This window comes from Pseudomonas sp. UBA6276 (assembly GCF_002438365.1).
GTDB lineage: Bacteria > Pseudomonadota > Gammaproteobacteria > Pseudomonadales > Pseudomonadaceae > Aquipseudomonas > Aquipseudomonas coleopterorum.
On the sequence record NZ_DJUS01000100.1, the window covers coordinates 1 to 23,917 of the forward strand.

The 23,917-nt window shown below is 64.1% G+C and carries 27 protein-coding genes; 19 read left to right on the plus strand and 8 right to left on the minus strand.

Annotated elements, in window-relative coordinates; translation table 11 throughout:
- The 9 genes from pabC to B2V21_RS11275 form a co-directional block, all read left to right on the plus strand.
- Positions 1-580, plus strand: a 580-nt coding sequence (gene pabC, locus B2V21_RS11235) for an aminodeoxychorismate lyase (RefSeq protein ID WP_286916888.1), incomplete at its 5' end; no start/stop codon positions are given.
- Positions 581-583: 3 nt separating this feature from the next.
- Positions 584-1,690 (plus strand): endolytic transglycosylase MltG, encoded by a 1,107-nt coding sequence (mltG, locus tag B2V21_RS11240; protein ID WP_049862236.1) that lies wholly within the window; start codon positions 584-586, stop codon positions 1,688-1,690.
- A 17-nt stretch (positions 1,691-1,707) separates the two neighbouring features.
- Positions 1,708-2,340 carry a dTMP kinase gene (gene tmk / locus B2V21_RS11245; RefSeq protein ID WP_122743712.1) on the plus strand — a complete coding sequence of 211 codons (633 nt, stop codon included), beginning with the start codon at positions 1,708-1,710 and terminating at the stop codon, positions 2,338-2,340.
- The gene (locus B2V21_RS11250) at positions 2,333-3,319 is read left to right on the plus strand and encodes a DNA polymerase III subunit delta' (protein ID WP_286916889.1); all 987 of its coding nucleotides are present in this window, start codon (positions 2,333-2,335) and stop codon (positions 3,317-3,319) included. Before tmk ends, B2V21_RS11250 begins: the two co-directional genes overlap by 8 nt.
- A gap of 226 nt (positions 3,320-3,545) precedes the next feature.
- Entirely contained in the window at positions 3,546-3,902 is a 357-nt protein-coding gene (locus B2V21_RS11255) for a PilZ domain-containing protein (protein ID WP_043185228.1), read from the plus strand.
- 13 nt (positions 3,903-3,915) lie between these two features.
- Positions 3,916-4,707 carry a TatD family hydrolase gene (locus tag B2V21_RS11260; protein WP_286916890.1) on the plus strand — a complete coding sequence of 264 codons (792 nt, stop codon included), beginning with the start codon at positions 3,916-3,918 and terminating at the stop codon, positions 4,705-4,707.
- A 333-nt stretch (positions 4,708-5,040) separates the two neighbouring features.
- On the plus strand, positions 5,041-5,688 hold the full coding sequence (locus tag B2V21_RS11265) for a TetR/AcrR family transcriptional regulator (RefSeq protein WP_049862225.1): 648 nt from the start codon (positions 5,041-5,043) through the stop codon (positions 5,686-5,688).
- 89 nt (positions 5,689-5,777) lie between these two features.
- Entirely contained in the window at positions 5,778-6,380 is a 603-nt protein-coding gene (locus B2V21_RS11270) for a DUF4823 domain-containing protein (protein WP_049862224.1), read from the plus strand.
- 10 nt (positions 6,381-6,390) lie between these two features.
- Positions 6,391-6,942, plus strand: a complete 552-nt coding sequence (locus B2V21_RS11275; RefSeq protein ID WP_286916891.1) for a DUF1285 domain-containing protein — start codon at positions 6,391-6,393, stop codon at positions 6,940-6,942.
- A gap of 49 nt (positions 6,943-6,991) precedes the next feature.
- Here the strand turns inward: B2V21_RS11275 and B2V21_RS11280 are convergent, their stop codons facing one another.
- From B2V21_RS11280 to B2V21_RS11290, 3 genes are all read right to left on the minus strand, one after another.
- Positions 6,992-9,436 carry a penicillin acylase family protein gene (locus tag B2V21_RS11280; RefSeq protein WP_286916892.1) on the minus strand — a complete coding sequence of 815 codons (2,445 nt, stop codon included), beginning with the start codon at positions 9,434-9,436 and terminating at the stop codon, positions 6,992-6,994.
- Between the two features lie 196 nt (positions 9,437-9,632).
- Complete coding sequence (locus tag B2V21_RS11285; protein ID WP_082223728.1) at positions 9,633-9,836, minus strand: SEC-C metal-binding domain-containing protein; 204 nt, start codon at positions 9,834-9,836, stop codon at positions 9,633-9,635.
- An 86-nt stretch (positions 9,837-9,922) separates the two neighbouring features.
- Positions 9,923-10,408 carry an LEA type 2 family protein gene (locus tag B2V21_RS11290; protein ID WP_134723387.1) on the minus strand — a complete coding sequence of 162 codons (486 nt, stop codon included), beginning with the start codon at positions 10,406-10,408 and terminating at the stop codon, positions 9,923-9,925.
- A 170-nt stretch (positions 10,409-10,578) separates the two neighbouring features.
- Between B2V21_RS11290 and B2V21_RS11295 the strand changes: the two genes are divergently transcribed.
- Positions 10,579-11,121, plus strand: coding sequence for a hypothetical protein (locus B2V21_RS11295; protein WP_286916893.1), 543 nt, complete (start codon positions 10,579-10,581; stop codon positions 11,119-11,121).
- On the opposite strand, the gene B2V21_RS11300 is transcribed toward B2V21_RS11295, so the two are convergent.
- On the minus strand, positions 11,111-11,587 hold the full coding sequence (locus tag B2V21_RS11300; RefSeq protein ID WP_056843816.1) for a YchJ family protein: 477 nt from the start codon (positions 11,585-11,587) through the stop codon (positions 11,111-11,113). The two genes, B2V21_RS11295 and B2V21_RS11300, sit on opposite strands and share 11 nt — an antisense overlap.
- 1 nt (position 11,588) lies before the next feature.
- Positions 11,589-12,086, minus strand: coding sequence for a DUF6231 family protein (locus B2V21_RS11305; RefSeq protein ID WP_286916894.1), 498 nt, complete (start codon positions 12,084-12,086; stop codon positions 11,589-11,591).
- A 163-nt stretch (positions 12,087-12,249) separates the two neighbouring features.
- Here B2V21_RS11305 and B2V21_RS11310 point away from each other — a divergent pair, with 163 nt between their 5' ends.
- The 4 genes from B2V21_RS11310 (at position 12,250) to B2V21_RS11325 (ending at position 14,908) form a co-directional block, all read left to right on the plus strand.
- Positions 12,250-12,954, plus strand: a complete 705-nt coding sequence (locus tag B2V21_RS11310; RefSeq protein WP_049862210.1) for an OmpA family protein — start codon at positions 12,250-12,252, stop codon at positions 12,952-12,954.
- A gap of 101 nt (positions 12,955-13,055) precedes the next feature.
- Positions 13,056-13,784, plus strand: coding sequence for an OmpA family protein (locus tag B2V21_RS11315; protein WP_286916911.1), 729 nt, complete (start codon positions 13,056-13,058; stop codon positions 13,782-13,784).
- A 94-nt stretch (positions 13,785-13,878) separates the two neighbouring features.
- Positions 13,879-14,157 carry a DUF1145 domain-containing protein gene (locus tag B2V21_RS11320; protein WP_049862209.1) on the plus strand — a complete coding sequence of 93 codons (279 nt, stop codon included), beginning with the start codon at positions 13,879-13,881 and terminating at the stop codon, positions 14,155-14,157.
- Positions 14,150-14,908 carry a collagen-like protein gene (locus tag B2V21_RS11325; protein ID WP_282345711.1) on the plus strand — a complete coding sequence of 253 codons (759 nt, stop codon included), beginning with the start codon at positions 14,150-14,152 and terminating at the stop codon, positions 14,906-14,908. The genes B2V21_RS11320 and B2V21_RS11325 overlap by 8 nt, the downstream gene beginning before the upstream one ends.
- Here B2V21_RS11325 and B2V21_RS11330 read toward each other — a convergent pair.
- Entirely contained in the window at positions 14,905-15,375 is a 471-nt protein-coding gene (locus B2V21_RS11330; protein WP_122743702.1) for a DUF2269 family protein, read from the minus strand. The genes B2V21_RS11325 and B2V21_RS11330 overlap by 4 nt on opposite strands.
- 97 nt (positions 15,376-15,472) lie before the next feature.
- On the opposite strand from B2V21_RS11330, the gene dinG reads away from it, so the two are divergent.
- The 5 genes from dinG (at position 15,473) to B2V21_RS11355 (ending at position 21,283) form a co-directional block, all read left to right on the plus strand.
- Positions 15,473-17,617, plus strand: a complete 2,145-nt coding sequence (gene dinG, locus B2V21_RS11335) for an ATP-dependent DNA helicase DinG (RefSeq protein ID WP_090359652.1) — start codon at positions 15,473-15,475, stop codon at positions 17,615-17,617.
- Positions 17,618-17,728: 111 nt separating this feature from the next.
- Positions 17,729-18,874 carry a serine hydrolase domain-containing protein gene (locus tag B2V21_RS11340; protein ID WP_286916895.1) on the plus strand — a complete coding sequence of 382 codons (1,146 nt, stop codon included), beginning with the start codon at positions 17,729-17,731 and terminating at the stop codon, positions 18,872-18,874.
- Positions 18,875-18,997: 123 nt separating this feature from the next.
- Entirely contained in the window at positions 18,998-19,978 is a 981-nt protein-coding gene (locus tag B2V21_RS11345; RefSeq protein ID WP_192068895.1) for an OmpA family protein, read from the plus strand.
- A gap of 16 nt (positions 19,979-19,994) precedes the next feature.
- Positions 19,995-20,642 (plus strand): pyridoxamine 5'-phosphate oxidase, encoded by a 648-nt coding sequence (gene pdxH, locus B2V21_RS11350; protein ID WP_286916896.1) that lies wholly within the window; start codon positions 19,995-19,997, stop codon positions 20,640-20,642.
- Between the two features lie 176 nt (positions 20,643-20,818).
- On the plus strand, positions 20,819-21,283 hold the full coding sequence (locus tag B2V21_RS11355; RefSeq protein WP_049862202.1) for a glycine zipper 2TM domain-containing protein: 465 nt from the start codon (positions 20,819-20,821) through the stop codon (positions 21,281-21,283).
- Between the two features lie 61 nt (positions 21,284-21,344).
- Here B2V21_RS11355 and B2V21_RS11360 read toward each other — a convergent pair whose 3' ends face one another.
- Positions 21,345-22,961, minus strand: a complete 1,617-nt coding sequence (locus B2V21_RS11360) for an NAD(P)/FAD-dependent oxidoreductase (protein WP_286916897.1) — start codon at positions 22,959-22,961, stop codon at positions 21,345-21,347.
- A 104-nt stretch (positions 22,962-23,065) separates the two neighbouring features.
- A complete protein-coding gene (locus B2V21_RS11365) occupies positions 23,066-23,743 on the minus strand; it encodes a hypothetical protein (RefSeq protein ID WP_286916898.1) in 678 nt (225 codons plus the stop codon).
- Positions 23,744-23,917: the final 174 nt, after the last annotated feature.

The following is a 23,917-nucleotide window of genomic DNA, read 5'->3' on the forward strand; positions in this document are numbered from 1 at the left end:
CAAGCTGATCGTCACCCGTGGCGACAGTGCCCGAGGTTACGCGCCCGATCCGCAGGCCGGTGCGCGACGTATTCTGCAAGGCGGTCCAAGCCCTGCCTATCCGCAGGCCAACGGCGCGCAGGGCGTGGAACTCTACCCCTGCAGTACGCGCCTGGCCGAGCAGCCGTTGCTGGCCGGACTCAAGCACCTCAATCGCCTGGAACAGGTCCTGGCACGCGCCGAATGGAGCGACCCGAGCTTCGCCGAAGGTTTGATGCTGGACATGTCCGGGCGCTTGGTCGAAGGGGTCTACAGCAATCTGTTTCTGGTCATCGACGGAGTGCTGCACACGCCTTCCCTGCAGCGCTGTGGCGTGGCCGGGGTGATGCGTGCCGAACTGCTGGAGCAGGCCGCAAGCCTGGGTCTGGAGGTTGTCGTGGACGACCTGTGGCCAGCGGACCTGGCACGGGCCGAGGAAGTCTTCGTGTGCAATAGCGTCTACGGCGTGTGGCCTGTGCGCGCATTCACGTCACTGAGGTGGCCGGCGGGTCCGCTCACCCGTAAACTGCAAGGCATTGCCCACGCGCTATTGGATGCCTGATTTGTGAAGCGTAAATTTCTGCTGTTGCTGGAGACGCTCATCGTGGTTGCCGTACTGGCAGCGGGCGTGGCGGCCTGGAAAGTCGACAGCGCCCTGAACCAGCCGCTGGCCGTCACTCAAGAACAATTGCTCGATGTACCCAACCGCGCGACCCCCGGCGGCACGATCCTGCGCATGGAGGCAGCGGGCACCCTGCGGGATGCCTTCTGGCTGCGTCTTTACTGGCGCTTCAATCGCGCCGGGCAGCCGCTGCACACCGGCGAATACCGCCTGACCCCGGGCATGACCGTGAACGAGCTGTTCAATGTCTGGCAGCGCGGCGAAGTGGTGCAGTACAGCCTGACCCTGGTCGAGGGCTGGAATTTCCGTCAGGTGCGCGCCGCGTTGGCGCGCCAGGAAAAGCTCGAGCAGACCTTGGGAGGCCTCAGTGACAGTGAAGTCATGGCGCGCATCGGCCACCCCAAGGTGTTTCCCGAAGGCCGGTTTTTCCCGGACACCTACAAGTATGTGCGCGGTATGAGCGATGTCGAACTGCTGCAGCAGGCCTACGGGCGACTGGAAGAGGTGCTGGCCAGCGAATGGGCCGAGCGCGCCGCCAGCGCACCGTACAGCGAGCCCTATCAAGCGCTGATCATGGCTTCTCTGGTAGAGAAGGAAACCGGTGTGCCTCAGGAGCGCGGCGAGATCGCTGGCGTCTTCGTACGTCGTCTCAAGGCAGGCATGTTGTTGCAGACCGACCCGACCGTGATCTACGGCATGGGCGAACGCTACAACGGCAAGCTGACCCGCGCCGACCTGCGCGAGCCGACGGCCTACAACACTTACGTGATCGCCGGAATGCCGCCTACACCCATCGCCATGGTGGGCCGCGAAGCGATTCACGCCGCGCTCAACCCAGTTTCCGGCAGCAGCCTGTATTTCGTTGCGCGCGGCGACGGCAGCCATGTCTTTTCCGACGATCTGGATGCCCACAACGCTGCCGTGCGTGAGTACCAGCTCAAACGCCGCGCCGATTATCGATCAAGCCCCGCGCCCGCGGCGGCGCCGAGCGAGACCGGCACGCGCGAGCCACAAGAGAAGCCGGACGCCGCCGAGGCGCCCGCTCAATGACTTTGCAAGGACACTCTGTGACCGGTTTATTCATTACCCTGGAAGGGCCGGAAGGCGCGGGCAAGAGCACCAACCGCGAATACCTGGCCGAGCGATTGCGCGCCAGTGGGCTGGACGTCGTACTCACCCGCGAACCGGGCGGCACGCCGTTGGCCGAACGTATCCGTGAACTGCTGCTGGCACCCAGCGACGAAACCATGTGCGTGGATACCGAACTGCTGTTGATGTTCGCCGCACGGGCCCAACACCTGGCTCAGGTGATTCGCCCGGCGCTGGCGCGCGGTGCGGTGGTGCTGTGCGATCGGTTTACCGATGCCACCTACGCCTACCAAGGCGGCGGTCGCGGGCTTTCCCACGAACGCATCGCCCAGCTCGAAACCTTCGTTCAGGGAGACCTGCGCCCGGACCTCACGCTGGTGTTCGACCTGCCAGTAGAGATCGGTCTGGCCCGTGCCAGCGCGAGGGGCCGTCTGGATCGCTTCGAGCAAGAGGGTCGAGCATTCTTCGAAGCTGTGCGCACTGCTTACCTGGCGCGCGCCGCTGCGGCGCCTTCGCGGTACCGTGTGATCGATGCCGGGCAAAGCCTGGCGCAGGTTCAGCAGGCGCTGGATGCACTGCTGCCCGAACTGCGAGGCCTGCCGCGTGGCTGAAGCCTACCCCTGGCAAGACGACCTGTGGCACAAGCTCGCCGGACGCACCCAGCATGCCCATGCCTATCTGCTGCACGGGCCGCAGGGTATCGGCAAGCGTGCCCTGGCCGAGCGGCTGATGGCGTTGCTGTTGTGCCAGCGTCCCGCCGCGCAGCAGGCCTGTGGCGCCTGCAAGTCCTGTCTGCTGCTGCACGCCGGCAGTCATCCGGACAACTTCATCCTCGAACCCGAGGAAGCGGACAAGGCGATCAAGGTCGACCAGGTCCGCGAACTGGTGGCGTTCGTGGTGCAGACGGCGCAGTTGGGTGGGCGCAAGGTGGTGTTGATCGAGCCCACCGAAGCCATGAACATCAACGCGGCCAATGCCTTGCTGAAGAGTCTCGAAGAGCCTTCGGGCAATACCGTGTTGCTGTTGGTCAGCCATCAGCCCAGCCGCCTGCTGCCTACGGTCAAGAGCCGGTGCGTGCAGCAGGCCTGCCCGCTGCCGAGCCAGGCAGTCAGCCTGCAATGGCTGGCCACGGCGCTGCCGGACGTGGACGAAAGCGCGCGCGCCGATCTGCTGGCCCTGGCTGCCGGCTCGCCTCTGGCCGCCGTCAGGTTGCAGGCTGCGGGGATCGTCGAGCAGCGGGCGCTGGTCGTCGATGGGGTGAAGAAGCTGTTGAAAGGGCAGCAGACGCCCAGCCAGTTGGCCAACGCCTGGAGCGGTGTACCGTTGCTGCTGCTGTTCGACTGGTTCTGCGAGTGGTCGAACCTGCTGCTGCGCTATCGCCTGACGGCGGACGAGCAGGGCCTGGGCTTGAGCGACATGCGCAAGGTACTGCAATATCTGGCCGACAAGAGCACTCAGGACAAGGTGCTGGCCATTCAGGACTGGGTGCTGATGCAGCGCCAGAAGGTTCTGGCCAAGGCCAACCTGAATCGGGTATTGCTGATCGAAGCCCTGCTGGTGTCCTGGATGGCCTTGCCGGGGCAGCGGTGATGGGTGCATTGTGATCGCACGCTGCTGCCGCTGGCGGTAGTTTGTCTGAAAGACCGCAGCGATACCGGACGCGGCTTGCACCGCTGCTACAGGGGCGGCCAAATGCAGCCTGCATGTGAATGTGTAGCAGCGGCGCAAGCCGCGTCAGGGCGCACGGGATTTTTCCGATACAACGCGGCACTGCCAACCGTGGCCACAAAAATCGACCACCAGTAAGGGAGCACGAATGAATCAACCCGTCAGTCCCGGACCGCGCAACGGCATTCTGTCCCTGACCATCAAGGACAAGGCCGTCCTGTATGCCGCCTACATGCCGTTCATCAAGAACGGTGGCCTGTTCATCCCCACCAGCAAGAGCTACAAGCTGGGCGATGAGTTGTTCATGCTGCTCAACCTGATGGACGAGCCGGAAAAGATTCCGGTCGCTGGCCGCGTGGCCTGGATCACCCCCAAGGGCGCCCAGGGCAACCGCGCTGCCGGAGTCGGCGTGCAGTTCAACGATGGCGACAACACGGCGCGCAACAAGATCGAAACCTACCTGGCCGGTGCCTTGAAGTCCGACCGTCCCACTCACACGATGTAGTTGTCCTATCCTCATGCTTGTAGATTCCCACTGTCACCTGGATCGCCTCGACCTCGCCGAACACAACGGCTGCCTGGACACCGCGCTCGATGCCGCGCGCGCCTGCGGTGTCGGCCACTTCCTGTGCATCGGCGTGAGCGCCGACAATGCTGCAGCGGTCAAGGCCCTGGCCGGCCGCTACGACGATGTCGATTGCTCGGTCGGCATTCATCCCCTGGACCTGGCACCCGGGCAGCCACCGGTCCTGGACTGGCTCCTGGGCGAGCTCGATGATCCCCGCGTCGTGGCGATCGGCGAAACCGGCCTGGATTACCACTACGAACCCGAGGCCGCAGAGTTGCAGCAGGCATCGTTCCGATTGCACCTGCAGGCGGCCAACCTGACCGGCAAACCGGTCATCGTGCATACCCGCGGCGCGCGTGCCGACACCCTGGCCCTGTTGCGCGAGGCGCAGTTGCCCCAGGCCGGCGTACTGCACTGCTTCACCGAAGATTGGGACATGGCCAAGGCTGCCCTCGACCTGGGCTTCTACATTTCGCTGTCGGGCATCGTGACGTTCCGCAATGCCGATGCCCTGCGCGAAGTCGCCCGCCAGGTGCCTGCCGATCGCCTGCTGGTCGAGACCGATTCGCCTTACCTGGCGCCCATCCCCTACCGTGGCAAGTCCAACCTGCCGCAGTACGTTCGTGAAGTGGCGCAGTGCATCGCCACGGTCCGGGGCGAGACGTTCGAAAGCCTGGCCGAGCGCACCACCGACAACTTTTGCCGGCTGTTCCCACTGGCACGGGTTCGTCGTCAGGCCTGAACGTTGCGCAGGCAAAAAAAACCCGGGCTCTGGGGGGAGAATCCCGGGTCAAGACCATTAGGAGTCACTACAGGCGCGTGGTCCATCGACGCCTTGCCGACGCGTCATTGGGGGAGATGACGCGACGACTCCTTGAGTATCGTCGAGCGCCCGTCGGGCGCCAGTGCCCATGCGGGTTTTCTTAAACGTATTTGGAATACGCGCAAGGTTGCTCAGCACCGATTTCGGGGTTGTGTGGCATATCCGCCATAACGCCAGAGATTTCGGATGATCCGTGCATTTTGACCTCATACAGGCATAATGACGGCCTTCGCTTTCGATCCAGTCCTTCCTATGCAAAAAGAACCTCGTAAGGTCCGTGAGTTTCGCCGCCGTGAGCAGGAAATCCTCGACACCGCGCTTGCGCTCTTTCTCGAGCAGGGCGAAGACAGCGTCACGGTCGAGTTGATCGCCGACACCGTCGGTATCGGCAAAGGCACCATCTACAAGCACTTCAAATCCAAGGCCGAGATCTACCTGCGCCTGATGCTCGACTACGAGCGCGATCTGAACGCACTGCTGCATTCGGCCGACATCGATCGCGACAAGGAAGCCTTGTCCCGCGCCTATTTCGAATTCCGCATGCGCGATCCGCAGCGCTACCGACTGTTCGACAGGCTCGAAGAGAAGGTCGTCAAAGGCAATCAGGTGCCCGAACTCGTCGAGCAGTTGCATACGATTCGCGCGTCCAATTTCGAGCGACTGACCTTCCTCATCGAGGGACGGATCAGCGAAGGCAAGCTGGAGGATGTGCCGCCGTACTTCCACTATTGCGCAGCCTGGGCTCTGGTGCACGGCGCGGTCGCGCTGTATCACTCGCCGTTCTGGAGCAATGTGCTGGAAGATCAGGAAGGCTTTTTCCAGTTCCTGATGGACATCGGCGTGCGCATGGGCAACAAGCGCAAGCGCGATCCGGAACTGCCGGGTCCCAAGGAATCCTGAGCCTGGGCACTCCCCAGCTTCGCGAACTGGCGCAGAAGCTGCATCAGCCAGGCAATCGCCGGGATCTTGTCGCCGGCTCTGGAGGATGCATGCGTAACCTGGTCGTGCTGCTGGCGCTCTTGGCGTTGAGCGGCTGCATGAAGGTCAGTGATCTGGGCGAGGGCGCTCGCTACCACTTGAGCGATGCAGGCGTGCTGAACCACAGCGAAACCCGCCGCTTCAATAACCTGCGCGTGCAGCCCGACTCGTTCATCTACATCGCCCAAGGCTCGTTCGTGCCTCCCGGCGGCGCCTACCCCAGGCCCAACGTGGTCGCCGAAGAAGCGTTCGAAGCCTTCGTCGAGTACTTTCCCCTGGTACGCCGTGCCCCGGCACCGCTGGGCCTGGAACAAGCCATGGGCGAAGCCCGCAATGCCGGTGCGCATTACCTGCTCTATGCCCGTTTTGCCCGTGCCGACGACCGCATCGGCAACACGGACGAGTGGGCCGACCAAGAGGCCCTGGATCGACTCGGCGTCGACAGCAGCGTGATCCAGATCATGCTCATCGAAACCAGCACTCACTACCTCATCGACACCGCCACCATCCGCAGCCGTGGCGGACTGTTGACGATGCATGACAACAAACCGGAAGATTTGCTTGGCCCGCCTCTGGAGGACTACGCTCGTAGCCTGTTGGGCGTAAGCCGCTGAGGAGACAGGCATGACGGGCAAGGCCGACGATTTGCTGGCGCACATTCCCACCACCCAAAAGGGTTTGCCGCCCGTGCACCTGTGGAATCCCGATTTCTGCGGGCACATCGACATGCGCATTGCCCGCGACGGCACTTGGTTCTATCAGGGCACGCCGATCGGTCGGCCGGCGATGGTCAAGTTGTTCGCGGGCATTCTGCGCCGCGATGGCGACGAGTACGTCCTGGTCACGCCGGTGGAGAAGGTGGGCATCGTCGTCGATGACGCGCCGTTCGTGGCCGTCGACATGCAGATATCGGGTGAAGGCGAGCAGCAGACGCTGCGCTTCACCAGCAATGTCGAAGACAGTTTCGATACGGGTGAGGAGCATCCGCTGCGGGTGGACATCGACCCCTGCAGCCAGGAGCCTTCGCCCTACGTACGGGTGCGTACCAACCTGGAAGCGCGCATTCACCGCAACGTGTTCTATCGTCTCGTCGAGTTGGCGGTGGTGCGTGACGGTTGGCTGGGGGTGTGGAGCGGTGGGGTGTTCTTCCCCATAGCCCAGGATCCAGGGCAATGATCAGCCCCCGCCCGAGTGGGGGGGGGACCGTCATGGGCCGTTGAGGCGGTTACTTCTGCGGCGTCAGCGTCAGTCGCTTGATGCCATAGGCCTTCTCGAAGTTCTGCGGCTGCATCGGAAAGCTGACGTACTGATTCTTGAGCCAGGCATCGATGCCATCGGCGTAGTTGGCACTGGCCGGATTGCCGGATTGCCCGCTGCTGTTGAGGCCGATCATGGGTTCGGTCTGGGCGAAGTCGACGACGATGCGCAGGGCCGGTATCGACGCGCTGTCGAAGCTGTCGCCCCACCGGTAGGCCGCGGCATTGAGCGTGGTGTGATCGCCGCCAGTGGCCACCGGGCCGCGTACCGTCTGGCCAGCGGCGTCCGTCCAGCTGGTGCGGTGCAGGCGGCCCCACTGCCATTTGCTGCGGTCGGCGCCCAGTTGTGTCTCGCCAGCCGTGACCGCCGCAGCCAGGCTGCGGGCCAGGATGGCAGGCTTGTCTTCCTTCTGAGGCGTGCTCACGTCGTCCCAGAACGGACTGTCGTCGCGGCCCAGCAGATGGTCGGCCTGGGCCGAGTAGGAAGCCATGCCCTGAGCGACGAAGGCCTTCCAGGCGGCGCTGTCGACCGGCCCCAGTTCGTCGAGGAAGGTGCGCTGCATGCTTTGTTGCAGAAACAGCTCGTACAACGCGGCGTCGGCGGATTGCGCGCTCAGCCGGCCATCGAAGGCCATCAGCCGGGTGTAGGCCTCCCGGGCCTTGGTGCGATCGGCGTCGGGCAGGGCGTCGATGGCGCTCTTAAGCGGTTGTGCCATGCCAGGTGCGAGAAACATCTTCTTCAGTTTGGCGGCGAACGGGGTGGTCTGGTCGGACTGCATGGCGATCATGCTGCGGGTGTCCTGCTTGCCGGCGCCGGCCAGTTCGGCCAGGCGTTCGCTGCGCTCAGGGTAGTACCAGCCGTTGGACAGCTGAATACCGTAACCCGGCGGCACGATGCGCTGGTTGGCGGTCCCCAGCCAGCCCTGCGGCGGGTCTTGGTCGTAGGGATGCAGCATCGGGTCGGCCAGGCCGTCCCAGTCATACCGGCCATCCCAGCCAGGGGAGGGCAGCATGCCCTTGCCCTCGAGGCGATTGGGGAAACGGCCGGTGACTTGCCAGCCGATGCTGTTGGCGTCGGCGAACAGCAGGTTGGTAGCCACCGCGCGGATCTGCCGGCTGGCATCCGAGGCCTTCTCGACATTGCTGGCGCGCGACAGATCGAACAGGGCGTCCAGGCTCTTGTCTTCGGTCAGGTCCGGCAGCTGCAAGGCCAAGCCATAGCCACCGCTGGCCGATAGGCCGGCGAGGTCGTTGAGCAGGGCACCATGTCCGGTTTCGTACACGGCTTCGCGCAGTGGCCGCTGCCCCTTGGCCAGGAAGGTTTCCTGACGTACCCGCGCCGGTTGCCATTTGCCGTTGGACTGATACAGCACGCGGCCGCCTTCGCTTTTGACCTTTTCAACAAATAGATCCTGGTTGTCGCCCATCACGGCCGACATGCCCCAGGCCACTTGACCATTGAAGCCTGTGAGCACGCCCGGCAGACCGGCCAGGGCGACGCCCGCGGCCTGATAACGCGGTGCCCGCAGCTGGACGAAGCTCCAGGCGGAGGGTACCGCAGTGGCGGCATGTAGATCGTTGGCGAACAGGCTTTTTCCGGACCGCGCGCGTTGCGGGGCGATGGCCCAGTTGCTGGAGCTGGCCGTGCCGAGCCGCTCGAGTTCATGGTTCAAAGTGCCGAGCCCCGCCACATGGGTCAGCGAGTTGCCCAGAGACACACCCTTGAGTTTCTCGGCCTCGGTGAACGGCAGGCTCTCGTCCGGATAGACCGGCAGCAGCCAGGCCAGTTTGTCGGTGCCCACTTTCTGCGCCAGTGCCAGCGAGCCCAGCTCTTCCTGCAGGTTGAGCGACTGGCTGAACGACCACAGGGCGAACATCAGCGCCGAGTCTTCGGCCTTCCAGTATTCGGGGGTGTAGCCACTGAGCGGTGCTGGCAGCTTGCCGCGATAGCGGAACAGATAGGCGTTCACGCCCCGCGCGTACACATCGAAGAAGCGCTTGAGCCGCGGTGATGCAGCGGCGTACAGCTGGTCGGCGTTCTTCTTCAGGTTGATCCTGCGCAGCAGGCGGTCGGTGTCCAGTGCATCGGCACCGTCCAGCTCGGCCAGGCGCCCCTGAGCCAGCAGACGCATGCGTACCATCTGGGTGATACGGTCGCTGGCGGCGACATACCCTTGAGCAAACAGGGCGTCGTGGAAGGTGTTGCTCTCAATCAGCGGCATCCCCAGGCCGTTGCGCCGCACCGAGACGTTCTGCGCCAGACCCTTGAGCGGCTGTACGCCCACGCTGGGCGGCAGGCTTTGTTCGGCTGAGCCGCCCAGCCATTGTTGACAGCCAGTCAGGCTGAGCATGCCGGTCACCACGGCGGCGCAGCCGAACTTGGGCGTGAAGAAAGAACGGGCGGGCGAGGCCATGGCGAAGCTCCTGCGGGGGCTGGCGTAAAAGGCGCTACGTTAGAGAGGGAGAAGGCGGGGCGCAAGCGTCTGGCGGGGGTTATTTTTGCCTGGGTCGAGCCGCTCACGGGCAGTATGCGCCGCGGTCAGACTTGGGCCAGGTGTCGGGTTACAGAGGGGACTGCCAGAACGCAGCCCCTTCACGCACAGGCTCGTCTCAGGCGCCGTGGCACTTCTTGAATTTCTTGTCGCTGCCGCATGGGCATGGATCGTTGCGGCCGACGTCCTTGAGGGCATTGCGCACCGGCTCCTGCGGAGCATGATTGCAGTGCGGGCCATGCACGTGACCGTGGTCGTGCTCATGGTGATGGTCGTGATCGTGGTTGCAGTCAGGACCGTGCACGTGAGGTTGCTGGGACATCGGGGGAGCTCCGTGATTGAAATTGGCCGGAATTATCTCACCCTGGGTCTGGAATAGAAGGGCTGCGCCAATAATCTTTGCGATGGTCAGTGGCCGGACAGGCCGCGGGCGTTGATTTCGCCGGTGTGATTGAGTACCACATCGTGACCGAACAGCACGCCGGTACGCAGTTCGCCGCGCAGCTCGTAGCGGATCGGTCGATCCGGATGCTTGAGCAGCTTGGACAACTCGCGCACGTGTTGCCAGAGGTTGGTGCGCACCGGCACTTCATAGTATTCGCCGCTTCTGCCGGCCACGCTGAACCAGTCGCTGGTCTCGCCTTCGCTGAGCAGCATGTCTTCCAGGCGCACGCTGTAGCTCATGCCACGTACGGGCAGGCTGCGGCGGTTGGGGTTGTCGATGCGAAACCGGAGGATGAAGCGCTGCTGCAGCAGGTTGGCCTTGACCACTTCGACCTTGACCAGGTGCACCTTGGGGTCCTCGTAGTTGCCGGTGAACCAGGTTGCGCATCCCGTGAGCGCCAGCACTGAGAGCAAGCCGATGCTGCGCAGAACGAGAGTGCAAGCGGACATGGCGCGGACCTCTGGATTTGCCCTGAGTCTAACAAGGCCCGTGCGCATGACAAGAGCGAGCTTGTTGCGCCGAAACATCGTGGTCCATAATCACCGTCACGGTGCTGGCCCTTCGGCATCTAGCTGCCCATCCCCACTGCCGGCAACGGTGTCACGCCAGGAGAGTTGCCATGAGCTTGTACGAGATCGTTTTCAGCGGTGAATGCGTGCCTGGCGCGTCGCTGGATCAGGTCAAGAGCAACCTGGCGACCCTGTTCAAGGCCGATGCCCAGCGTATCGAGCTGCTGTTTTCCGGGCGCCGAATAGTGCTCAAGAACAACCTTGACGCCCAGGCGGCGGAAAAGTACCGCGCAGCCCTGGCGCGCGCAGGCGCGGTGGCGAGCATCGATGAGATGGCCCAGGAGATCGAGGAAATCATCATGACCGCGCCCGCCGCGGCAGGTGACTTCGGCCAGAAACCCATGGCCGTGGCACGCCGCGCCGAGGTCGTGCCGCGCGATGCCTACATGGCGGCGTTCGTGGCCGTCGACGCCCCCGATTTCGCCATCGCCGAGGTGGGCGCCGATCTGCAGGAGGACAAGCCCGCAGTACGTGCGCCGAACCTCAACCTGCAACAGTTCAGCCTGGCGCCCGCAGGCAGCGACATGGGGCAGTTGCGGCACGAGGAAAGCATTCAGGTGCCGGACATTTCCCATCTCAGGGTCATTGGCTGATGTAGCTGGCGCAGCACTTCTTGAACTTCTGCCCGCTCGCGCAGGGGCAGCTGTCGTTGCGGCTGGCCTTGAGCGGCACGGTCGGGTCGATGAAGTACCAGCGGCCGTCGTGCTGCACGAAGGCGGAGCGCTCGCGGTGGCAGTGTTCGCCGGCGCTGTCGTGCCAGCGGGCGCTGAAGGTCACGAAGGCATGTTCGGGTTGGCCGCCGAAAACTTCCGCCGCGACGACTTCCAGGCCCAGCCAGGTACTTTGCGAACTCCACTGGGCAATGGCCTGGCGGTCGAGACCGGCCTGCTGGGCGTGCAGGGTGGTGGCCACCAGATAATCGACCAGGCCCAGCACGTAGGCGCTGTAGCGCGAGCGCATCAGGCTCTGGGCGTCGGGGGCCGGCTGGCCTTCGTGATAGCGGCCACAACAGGCCGGCAGCAGATTGCCGCTTGCGCACGGACAGATTGAAACGCTCATATCACCACCAATACTTGCCGAAGTTTTCCGGGTTGGCCCAGAACTTGGCGTTGAGCCAATCCGGGACTTGTTTGTATTCGCGCACATCATAGGTGTACAGCGTGAGCACCTGCTGGTCACGGGCAAAGCGCTCGCTGGCCTGCAGGGCCAGGGCGTAGAAGTCGGTGTCGTTCCACCCGCTGGCGACCGGGTCGGCCAGCACGGCAATGCAGCTCGCATTGAGGTTGCGGATGCCGGCCAGCAAGCGCGTGCCTTCGGGCTTGCTCAGGTGTTCCAGGCAATCCAGCGCCAGCGCCAGGTCGAAGCGCTGTCCGGCCAGATGCGCGGGCAGGGGGCCGGGTGCCGCTCTGGAGACCTGGGATTCGGGGTGCGCCGCCTCGAACGCCGCCAAGGCGGGGAAGGCGCTGGCGCCGATCAGCAGCAGGCGCTGGGGCGCATGGCGTTCGAGCAGGGCCGCCAGGGCCTGTTGCGGGGTGCGGGCAGAAAATGCGTCGGTCATTGCTACTCCTCGGTCTTGACCGTCACATTATAGGGCCTCGGCCTGATGGCCCAGCACTGATTGAGCCGTCCCGACATGGCTTATTGCTGGCGCATATGGCCTGGGCAGTCTTTACTCCCTGAACATCGGCCCCTGTCGCCGATTTCCCTGAGGAGAAACCTAGATGAGCATAGTTCGGACGGCGTTACCCTTGATCCTGGTCAGCAGTGTGCTGACCGGTTGCGCAGGCTTGCAGAAAACCGACTGGCCGATGTGTGCAGCCGTGGGCGGCGTGACCGGCGCGGCGCTGGGTGCCATCGAAAGCGGATCGCTGGCCGCCGGTGTCGGCGCAGCGGCGGCCGGTGTCGGCGCGGCCTATTGCTGGGTGCATGGCGATGGCGACGAGGATGGTGATGGCGTACCGGATAGCCGCGACAAGTGTCCCGGCACGCCCAAGGGCACACCGGTCGACGCCAACGGTTGCCCACCGCCCGCTCCAGCGCCGATGCCCGTGGCCGCCGAACCGGCACCGCTGCCCAAGGAGGAAACGATCGTCATCCGCAACGTGCATTTCGAATTCGACAAGGCCACCCTCACCGCCGCCGACCGGGCGCAACTCGATACCGTCGCTACTCGCTTGAAAACCGAGGCCACCACGGCGCGCCTGAGCGTCAGCGGTCATACCGACAGTGTTGGCAGAGACGCCTACAACCAACGCTTGTCCGAGCAGCGCGCCAAGGCGGTGACTGACTACCTGGTGAGCAGCGGCGTGCCGCGTGCCAGCGTGGTATCGGTCAAGGGCATGGGCGAAGCTCAACCGGTCGCCGACAACAACACCGCAGACGGTCGCGCCATGAACCGCCGTACCGAGATTCTCATCCAGCGTTGAACCTTTGCCAGTGACCGCCAGTCGCCTTGTACATCGACCGGCGGCACGCTTTACTTCTCAGTTGCCGGCACCCGCCGGCGACTCAGGAGCCTTCAATGATGCTGAAAGATCTATCGCGGGCCGTACTTCCCGCTCTGCTGGTCGCTGGTGTGCTGGGCGGTTGCAGTACCACCCGTGATGGCGCATCTCCACTGAATTCGCGTACCTGGCCGGTTTGCAGCGTGCTGGGCGGCCTGGCCGGTGGTGGCCTGGGTGCCATCGAAAGTGGCGCGTGGGCTGCCGGTGGCGGTCTGGCGGGCGCCGTAGCCGCTGGCCTGGTCTGCTATGCCCAGGATGGCGACAAGGACGAAGACGGCGTGTTCGACCGCCGCGACCGTTGCCCCGATACTCCGGCCAACACCCCGGTCAAACACAACGGCTGCCCGTTGCCCGTGTATCCGGCGGTCACCAAGGCGCCTGAGCCACCCGTGGCGGACATCCCCGAGGTCGTGACCCTGAGCGATGCCGGCGATGTGCCGTTCGAATTCGGCAGTGCCGAGCTCACTGGCAGCGCTCGTACCGAACTGACTTCCCTGGCCTCGCGCATCAAGGCCTCCCAAGTGGCCACGGTCAGGATCGTCGGCCATACCGACAGCGTCGGCAGCGATGCCTTCAACCAGAAGCTGTCCGAGCAGCGTGCTGCCAGCGTGGTCTCCTTTCTGCTGTCGCAAGGCGTTGCGGCAGACAAGCTGAGCAGCGAAGGCCGCGGCGAAAGCGAGCCGGTCGACAGCAATGACACCGACGCCGGACGCGCCAAGAACCGTCGCGTGGAAATCCATCTGACGCATTGATGAATAGAGGCCGACAGAGCTTTTTCCTGCCGGCCTCTGGTCACCGCCACCCCCCAGCCGTTAATGTGCGCCTAGCCGATGCCTTGGGGGGCACATGAAAGGATTTCTGATTCTGGGTAAATGTCTGACGCTGCTGTTCTGGTGGGTGGTGCTGCTCAACCTGTTCATGCCGATGGTCAAACCGTTTCATGCATTGATCAACCTGGCCGGCGGCACGCTGTTGCTGCTGCATGTGATCGAAGTCGTCGCTTTCAACAAGCGCTTGCGCGGGCGCAGCCATCCCTGGCTCGATCGCGTGCAGATCCTGCTGGCCGGGATCTTTCATATCCAATCCATTCCTGCACCGCTCGATACCGAGGCTAGCCATGCGTAAGCTGGGTCTGTTGGCAGTACTGTTTGCGCCGCTTGCATTGGCCGAGTCGGTCAGTGTCGAACCTCATTCCCTGCTGCGCCTGCCGGCTAGCTCCAGCGTGCTCCAGTTGCAACGGCTGGACGTGGCGGATTACGGCACCCTGTTGATTCCGGCCAACCTGACCGACCTCAGTGTCGAGCAATTGCGCCTGGGGCATGAGGCACGGATCGCCGTGGTGCCGGGCGAGCAGGAGCTGCGCCTGCGAGCGCAGCACGCCGAACTGGGTAGTGGCAGCCAGATCCTGGCCCGCGGGGCACCGGGCACTCACCAGAAGGCGGCGCGTGCGGGGCGTAATCTCGACGTACAGCTGCAATCGCTCAACGCTCAGGAATTGAACATCGATGCGCGCGGTGGCGCGGGCGCCGATGGCTATGCCGGTCTCGATGGCGGCAATGGCGAGGCGCCCGGCTGCACCTGGGGTGCGGCGGGACGCGGTGGCAATGGCGACAATGGTGGCGATGGCCTGCCGGGGGCGTCTGGCGCCAACGTCCGTCTGCGCGTACCGGCCACCTTTGCCAGCGAATCGATCAAGGTCCGCACCGATGGCGGCCAGGGCGGTGCAGCCGGTGTACCGGGACGTGCAGGCGCCGGCGGCAAATCCAAGGGCTGCGTGGTGTACCGCGCCGAAGGCGGCAAGTCGGGCCGTGAGGGCTTGCCGGGACGTGTCGGCGAGGCGGGCGCAGCGGGCACATTGAGCGTCCAGCGCTTTTAAACGCCGTTGAGCTGTCTGGCCATGGCCAGCACCACGACGGCCAGGCCCAGCAGCAGACCAGCGATGGCCAGGCGTCGCAGTTTTTTCGTGGCAGCCATGCCGTCCGCCCAGTCCTGGGCCGCGACGGCTTTGCGCAGCGCGGGCAGTTGCAGCCCCTGCATGCGCAGGAACAGCGCCGCCATGATCACGTACAGGCCCATCATGATCTGCACACCGCGTGGCGCCGTCTCGAAGCCGGTGAAGTGCAGGCGCAGCAGGGCGACGCCGCTGATCGGAAGAATCAGCACAGCTGCCCAGATCCAGCCGAACACCTGTGGGAAAATATCCGCCAGGCGCGTCAAGCGCCGAGCTCGCGAAGCCGCTGCAAGCCCGGCGGGGCGCAGGATCATCCAGGTCGCGAGCATGCCGCCCAGCCACATCAGTGCAGCGAGCCCGTGCAGGGTTTGGAAGACGCCGTCGGCGCTCATGGTTATCTCCAGCCAGCACATCGAAGTCGAGCAGGGTATGATAGCGACCCGATGAGAAACACTGAAAATATATCCAGCCTTTCGCCATGACCAGTCGATGATCAGTAACGAACTCAAAACCACGATCCAGGGCGCCTACACGCGTTTTCTCGAAGCCAAGAGCCTCAAGCCGCGCTACGGCCAGCGTCTGATGATTGCCGAAATCGCCAAGGTATTGGGCGACATCGCCTGCGATGAAGAAGGTCGTCGCAGCGGCGATCCGGCCGTGGTGGCGGTCGAGGCGGGTACCGGTACGGGCAAGACGGTAGCCTACAGCCTGGCCGCCATTCCGGTCGCCAAGGCAGCCGGCAAGCGCCTGGTGATCGCCACGGCCACGGTGGCGCTGCAGGAGCAGATCGTCTTCAAGGACCTGCCCGACCTGATGCGCAACAGTGGTCTGAACTTCACCTTCTCTCTGGCCAAGGGCCGTGGGCGCTATCTGTGCCTGTCCAAGCTCGACGTGCTGCTGCAGGAGGGTCATGCGCAGAGCGCGACCGCGCAGTTGTTCGAAGAGGAAGGCTTCAAGATCGAGGTCGACGAGGCGAGCCAGAAACTGTTCACCAGCATGATCGAGAAACTGGCCGGCAATAAGTGGGACGGCGATCGCGACAGTTGGCCGGTGGCCCTGGAAGACCAGCAATGGTCACGCCTGACCACCGATCACAGCCAGTGCACCAGCCGCCATTGCCCGAACTTCCAGCAATGCGCCTTCTACAAGGCGCGTGAAGGGATGGGCAAGGTCGATGTGATCGTGACCAACCATGACATGGTGCTCGCCGACCTGGCGTTGGGCGGTGGCGCGGTACTGCCCGATCCGCGTGACACCGTCTATGTATTCGACGAAGGCCATCATCTGCCCGACAAGGCCATTGGTCACTTCGCCCACTACAGCCGCCTGCGCTCCACGGCCGACTGGCTGGAAACCACGGCCAAGAACCTGACCAAGCTATTAGCCCAGCATCCGCTGCCCGGCGACCTGGGGCGCCTGATCGAGCAGGTTCCGGAACTGGCCCGCGAGATCAAGACCCAGCAGCAGTTCATGTTCAGCGCCTGCGAGCAACTGGCGGACTTCAAGCCGGGCGAGGACATGGAAGGCCGCGAACGGCCACGCCATCGCTTCGTGGGCGGTGTGATTCCCGAGCACATGCGGGAAATGGGCATCGAGCTGAAGAAGGGCTTCTCCAAGCTGACCGATCTGTTCACCCGCCTGAGCGAGCTGCTCAAGGAAGGTATGGACGGCGAGAAGAACGTCGGCATCGCCAGTCACCAGGCCGAAGAGTGGTACCCCCTGTTCGGCAGCCTGCTGGCACGCGCACAGGGCAGTTGGGAGCTATGGACCGCGTTCACCGCCGAAGACCCCGAAGACAGCCCGCCCATGGCCCGCTGGCTGACCCTGGCCGACAGCAGTGCGCTCTATGACATCGAGGTCAATGCCAGCCCGATCCTGGCGGCGGAAATGCTGCGTCGCAACCTGTGGAACGTTGCCTACGGCGCCCTGGTGACGTCGGCCACCCTGACTGCCCTGGGCAAGTTCGATCGGTTCCGCATGCGCGCCGGTATACCGAAAGCGTCGGTGACTGCCATCGTGCCCAGCCCCTTTCACCATGAGCAGGCAGGCGTGCTGCGGGTTCCCGATTTGCGTGCCGATCCCCGCGATGCGGCGGCGCACACGGCGGCCATCATCCGTGACCTGCCGGACCTGGTGGAAGGCTACCGCGGCTCGCTGGTGCTGTTTTCCTCGCGCAAGCAGATGCAGGACGTGTTCGACGGGCTGGACCGCGACTGGCGCAAGCAGGTGTTCATCCAGGGCAACCTGTCCAAGCAGGAAACGCTGAACAAGCACAAGGCGCGGGTCGATGGCGGTGACTCCAGCGTACTGTTCGGCCTTGCCAGCTTTGCCGAAGGGGTCGACCTGCCAGGCGCCTACTGCGAGCACGTGATCATCGCCAAGATCCCCTTCGCGGTGCCCGATGACCCGGTCGAGGCGGCGCTGGCGGAATGGATCGAAGCGCGTGGCGGCAACCCGTTCATGGAGATCGCCGTGCCCGATGCCTCTCTGCGCCTGATCCAGGCTTGCGGGCGGCTGCTGCGTACCGAGCAGGACCGCGGCACCATCACGCTGCTCGATCGGCGCCTGGTGACCCAGCGCTACGGCAAGGCGATCCTCAATGCGTTGCCACCGTTCCGCCGCGAAATTTCGTGATGGTCTGTGCAGGCTAGATGAAACAATTCTCCCTGGCAGAGCGGTTCCCAAAGCGCTGAATCGCTGAAACAATGCCCTTCATTTTTTGCCGCGCGGTCGATGGGAGTCAGGGTGCAGATACAAGGTCACTTCGAGCTGCAGTTCGAAGCCGTGCGCGAGGCGTTCGCGGCATTGTTCGATAACCCCCAGGAGCGCGGTGCCGCACTGTGCATCCAGATCGGTGGGGAAACGGTTGTCGACCTGTGGGCGGGAACCGCCGACAAGGACGGTGCCCAGGCCTGGCACAGCGATACCATCCTCAACCTGTTTTCCTGCACCAAGACCTTCACCGCCGTGACCGCCCTGCAGCTGGTCGCCGAGGGCAAGCTGGCGCTGGACGCGCCGGTGGCACAGTACTGGCCGGAGTTCGCCGCAGCCGGCAAACAATCGATCACCCTGCGTCATCTGCTCAGCCATCAGGCCGGTCTGCCGGCCCTGCGTGACCTGTTACCGCCCGAAGCGCTCTACGACTGGCCACGCATGACCGCCGCACTGGCCGCGGAAACGCCGTGGTGGCCGCCGGGCACGGGCCATGGCTATGCCGCCATCACCTACGGCTGGCTGGTCGGCGAGCTGCTGCGCCGTGCGGATCATCGCGGCCCCGGCGAATCGATCATGGCGCGGGTAGCCCGGCCTCTCGGGCTGGACTTCCATGTCGGGCTGCCCGACGAGGAGTTTCACCGCGTTGCACACATTGCCCGTGGCAAGGGCAATGTCGGCGACGAAGCGGCCCAGCGTCTGTTGCAGGTCACCATGCGCGAACCTGAAGCCATGGCCACCCGCGCCTTCACCAATCCGCCATCGGTGCTGACCAGCACCAACAAGCCGGAATGGCGCCGCATGGAGCACCCTGCGGCGAACGGTCATGGCAATGCCCGCAGTCTGGCCGGTTTCTACGCCGGCCTGCTCGATGGCAGCCTGCTCGAGCCCGAGCTGCTGGCAGAGCTGACCCGTGAACACAGCTTGGGCATGGACAAGACCCTGATGACGCCAACTCGATTCGGTCTGGGCTGCATGCTCGATCAGCCGACAGTGGCCAACGCCACCTTCGGCCTTGGCGCCGGTGCCTTCGGTCATCCCGGAGCAGGGGGGTCGGTCGGCTTCGCCGATCCGGAGCACGATGTTGCCCTGGGCTTTGCCGTGAATACACTGGGCCCCTATGTACTGATGGACCCGCGAGCGCAGCAACTGGTCCGCGTTCTGCGCGCTTGCCTCTGAAGCAATTGATCAGAAATCGACCAGCGGTCGTCCGTTGGGCTATGCCTGCACTACTCTATCAATCAATAATTTAGGCCGGTTTGTTAAACCGGTTTGTATTTACCAACACCTTGTGGAACCACCATGTCACCGAATAAATCCATCGCGTTTGCCTTGTGCCTGGCCGCTACCGGTTGTGCTCAAACTCCCCAGGATTCCTCGGCCCAGGGCGGGCATAGCTGGTGGCCATTTGGCCGTGACGCAGTCGCCAGCAAGACGGCTGACAAGGACGTCGAGCAGGCCATCAACGAAAAGGTGGCCAAGGCCGACTCCAAGTCCGACAGCGAAAGCCGCTGGTGGTGGCCATTCGGTGCCAGCAGCACGCCTGCTCAGGCCAAGGTCGCCGAAGTGCCCAAGGTTGATCCCAAGGTTACCCAGGCCTGGCTCGACGCCTATGAGCCGAAGCTGCGCGAAGCCATCAAGGACAGCAAGTTCGAGCTCGAGCGTCGCGAAGACCTGTTGGTGATTACCGCGCCGGTCGACTCTTCGTTCAACCCGGACCGCCCTTCGATGTTGCTGCCGATCAGCCTCGGCCCGATCACCCGTGTGGCCAAGGCCATCGATGCCGACCACAAGACCGCCGTCCTGATTCTGGGCCACGCCGACACCAGTGGTGCCGCGCCGTTGAACCAGAAACTGAGTCAGGAACGCGCGCAGTCGATCGCCTCGATCTTCCGTCTCAGCGGTCTGCAGCGTGACCGCCTGACGTTGCGTGGCATGGGCTCGGTCATGCCGCGCGCCGCCAACGACAGCGTCGAAGGCCGGTCGCTGAACCGCCGCGTGGAAATTCTCCTGACCCCGCAGAACACCATGCTGGCGCTGCTGGCCAAGTACAACCAGCCGACCTTCACCGCCGCTGAAATGCTGGCGACCCAGGACGTCAAGGCTGTGCCAGCGCCGGTTGCCAAGCCAGCCGCCAAGGCGCCAGCCAAGGCTGCAACCGCCAAGAAGACCGCAGCCAAGCCCGCCGTGGCCAAGAAAGCTGCACCGGCTGCCAAGAAAACCGAGGCCAAGAAAGCGGTCGCCAAGAAAGCCGTGAACAACGACCAGGCCAAGGCGCACTGATGCAAGGATCGATGCCATGACGCAAGCCCTGGCCGATATGCGCCGTAGCTACACCCGCGATGGCCTGGACGAGGCCCAGGCGCCGTCCGAGCCGTTCAGCCTGTTTCGCCAGTGGTTCGGCGATGCGGTCAACACCGAACAGGCGCCGGTGGAAGCCAACGCGATGACGCTGGCGACCGTCGATGCCGACGGTCGCCCGCACTGCCGCGTGTTGCTGCTCAAGGGCCTGGATGAACAGGGTTTTACCTTCTTCAGCAACTACGACAGCGCCAAGGGCCAGCAACTTGCGGAGCGGCCGTTCGCGGCCATGACTTTTTTCTGGCCTGCCCTCGAGCGGCAGGTCCGCATTGAGGGGAGGGTGAGCAAGGTGAGTGCGGCCCAGTCCGACGCCTATTACCAGGTCCGCCCGCTGGGCAGTCGTCTGGGTGCCTGGGCGTCGCCGCAGAGCCAAGTCATTGCCGATCGTGGCGAACTGGAAGCGTTGCTTGAAGCGACAGAGCAGCGTTTCAGCGGTACCGAACCGCAGTGCCCGGCGCACTGGGGCGGCTACCGTCTGGTTCCTGATCGCATCGAGTTCTGGCAGGGGCGACCCAGTCGCCTGCACGACCGTCTGAACTACCGCCTCGACGCCGGTTCGTGGATCCGCGAACGCCTGGCGCCCTGACCCTGCTCTGACCTTTTGCCACTGAACGTTGTCCAGACGTTCAGTGGCCGGTCGAGCATCCTGGCCTGCATCAGCCCCGTCTGACGCCAACATGACTTAAATTTTTATAGACCGTGTCGTGACAGCCGTTGCCCTGCGGCGTCTAATGAGCACATGTCCCATGGAGTCCTGCCAAAATGCGCAAGTCAGTTCTGTTAGTTGCCTGCTTCACCACGATGTCCCTGTTGCTGGGCGGATGCGCCTCCAATCTGTCGGGCGACTCCTATTCGCGCGATGAAGCGCGCCGCGTGCAAACCGTGCGCATGGGCACCATCGAGTCGCTGCGTCCGGTCAAGATCGAAGGCACCAAGACGCCAATCGGCGGCGGTGCTGGCGCGGTGGTCGGTGGTGTCGCCGGCAGCGCGGTAGGCGGTGGCCGTGGCAGCATCGTCGCGGCCGTGATCGGCGCCGTGGCCGGTGGCCTGTTGGGTTCGGCGACCGAGGAAGGTTTCACCCGTACCCAAGGCGTGGAAATCACTGTGCGCGAGGATGACGGCAGCATGCGTGCCTACGTTCAGGCCGTGCAGGAGAACGAGATTTTCCGCGTTGGCGAACGTGTCCGCATCATGACGGTAGACGGCACCAGCCGCGTCGCTCACTAAGCGAACCCTGTCATGAAAAAACCGGCCTCGGCCGGTTTTTTCATGCTTGCGAATCGGCCCTCTAGGCCGGCTGCAGGCCAAGGATGTCGCGGGCCACGGCTTCGGCGATGCGTACGCCGTCGACACCTGCGGAGAGAATGCCGCCGGCATAGCCTGCGCCTTCACCGGCTGGAAACAGGCCTTTGAGATTGAGGCTCTGGTAGTCGACGCCGCGGGTGATGCGCAGCGGCGAGGACGTACGGGTCTCGATACCGGTCAGTACGGCGTCGTGCATCGAGAAGCCTCTGATCTGGCGCTCGAAGGCCGGCAGCGCTTCGCGGATCGCTTCGATCGCGAAGTCCGGCAACGACAGCGCCAGGTCGCCCAAGGTGACGCCGGGCTTGTAGGAAGGCTCGACGCTGCCCAGTGCGGTGGACGGCTTGCCGGCAACGAAGTCGCCCAGCAGCTGTGCGGGCGCCTGGTAGTTGCTGCCGCCCAGCAGATACGCAGTGGATTCGAGCTGCTCCTGCAGCTCGATCCCGGCCAGCGGGCCGCCTGGATAATCCTGCTCGGGTGTGATGCCTACAACGATACCGGAGTTGGCATTACGCTCGTTGCGCGAGTACTGGCTCATGCCGTTGGTGACCACGCGACCCGGTTCGGACGTCGCCGCCACCACGGTACCGCCAGGGCACATGCAGAAGCTGTAGACCGACCGGCCATTCTTGGCGTGGTGCACCAGCTTGTAGTCAGCCGCGCCCAGCTTCGGATGCCCGGCGTATTTGCCTAGCCGCGCCCGGTCGATGATGCCTTGCGGATGCTCGATACGGAAACCGATGGAAAAAGGCTTGGCTTCCATGAACACGTTGCGCGCGTGCAGCATGCGGAAGGTGTCGCGGGCGCTGTGCCCCAGAGCCATGATCACGTGATTGGAATGCAGCTGCTCGCCGCTTTCCAGGACTACACCCTGCAGACGCTCGCCATCGATCAAAAGATCGGTGACCTTTTGCTCGAAACGGATCTCGCCGCCCAGGGCGATGATCTGCTGGCGCATGTTCTCGACCATGCCGGTCAGGCGAAACGTCCCGATGTGCGGCTTGCTGACGTAGAGGATTTCCTCGGGCGCGCCGGCCTTGACGAACTCGTGCAGGACCTTGCGCCCGTGGTGGTACGGGTCCTTGATCTGGCTGTAGAGCTTGCCGTCGGAGAAGGTACCGGCGCCACCCTCGCCGAACTGTACGTTGGATTCGGCGTTGAGCACGTTCTTGCGCCACAGGCCCCAGGTGTCCTTGGTGCGCTGACGCACCTCCTTGCCACGCTCGAGCACGATGGGCTTGAAGCCCATCTGGGCCAGCAGCAGGGCGGCAAAGATCCCGCAAGGTCCGAAACCTACCACCAGGGGACGCTGGGCATAGTCCTGCGGTGCATGCCCGACGACCTTGTAGCTGACATCCGGAGCCACGTTGACGTTGTGGTCATCGATGAAGCGCTCGAGCACGCCGGCTTCGCCGTTCACCTGCAGATCGATGGTGTAGATGAACTGCAGTTCGCTGTTCTTCTTGCGCGCATCGTAGCTGCGCTTGAACAGGGTGAAGTCCAGCAGGTCGGCGTCGGCGATGCCCAGGCGCTGCACGATGGCAGGGCGCAGGGCGTCGTCGGAGTGGTCCAGGGGCAACTTGAGTTCGGTGATTCGTAGCATGACAGGTCCAAAAATCCGGGCGCGCCCCGGGGGCATAACAGAACCCGGCATTATAAACGCGATGCGCCGCCCGACGTCAGGTAAAAAACGCCGGACGGTGCGGGTTACTGGTTGCGCGCTCCGCCGAAGGTAGCGCAGCCACGCTGTACCTCCCCGTTCACGCGCAGTTCGGCGGAGAGGAACTGCACACCGTTGTTGCGGGAATCGACACAGCGCTGGGGAGCCACCCACAGCTCGATGCGCTGGTTGTTGGCTTCGGTGGACAGGTTGAAGCGACCGCCGCCGACCTGTTCTTCGACATAGGGCAACGCGAGGGGGGGCTGACCTTCACGGTCCACGACCATGCCCTGGCCCGTGACCCTGACCTGCCAGCGCGGGGACTCGCCACCGGCGCTCAGGCTGGACAGTTTGAAGTCAGGATCCTTGCACGCGGCCAGCGAGCGGTCGAGTCGATACAGTTGATGCAGGCGCAACTGGCCATCGGTGCCGCCATTGGTGCTGGCATCGAAACGCCCGCGCAGGTCGGCGTAGACCACAGGGCGATTGCCCGCCAGCTGCGAAGCTTCCTGCAGCACGCCGGTATCGTTGCTGTCGATGACCGCGTAGCGGCGCGGATCGCCGCAGGGCTGGAAGAACAGCCGGCCGTTGTCACCTTGCAGCGCGCCTTGCATGCGCGTCAGACCGGCGGTGGAGGGCGCGTCAGGTGCGCGGTTGAAGAAGGATTGGCAACTGGCGAGCAGCGGCAGCAGGACGAGCATGGCAAGGGAGCGGGGCAGGTGCATCGTGGGTCTCCTGAACAATAGAGGGCACGGTAGCACAGGGGGCGTGAAAAGCGTGTTCATGGGGATTGGGCTACGCCGCTCACGCCATTTCACGGTCTACCGTAGGAGCGGTCCACGGCCGCGAAGGCCCTACCGCGGTCTGTCAGTCGAGCCGCGGTGATGCCTTCGCGGCCG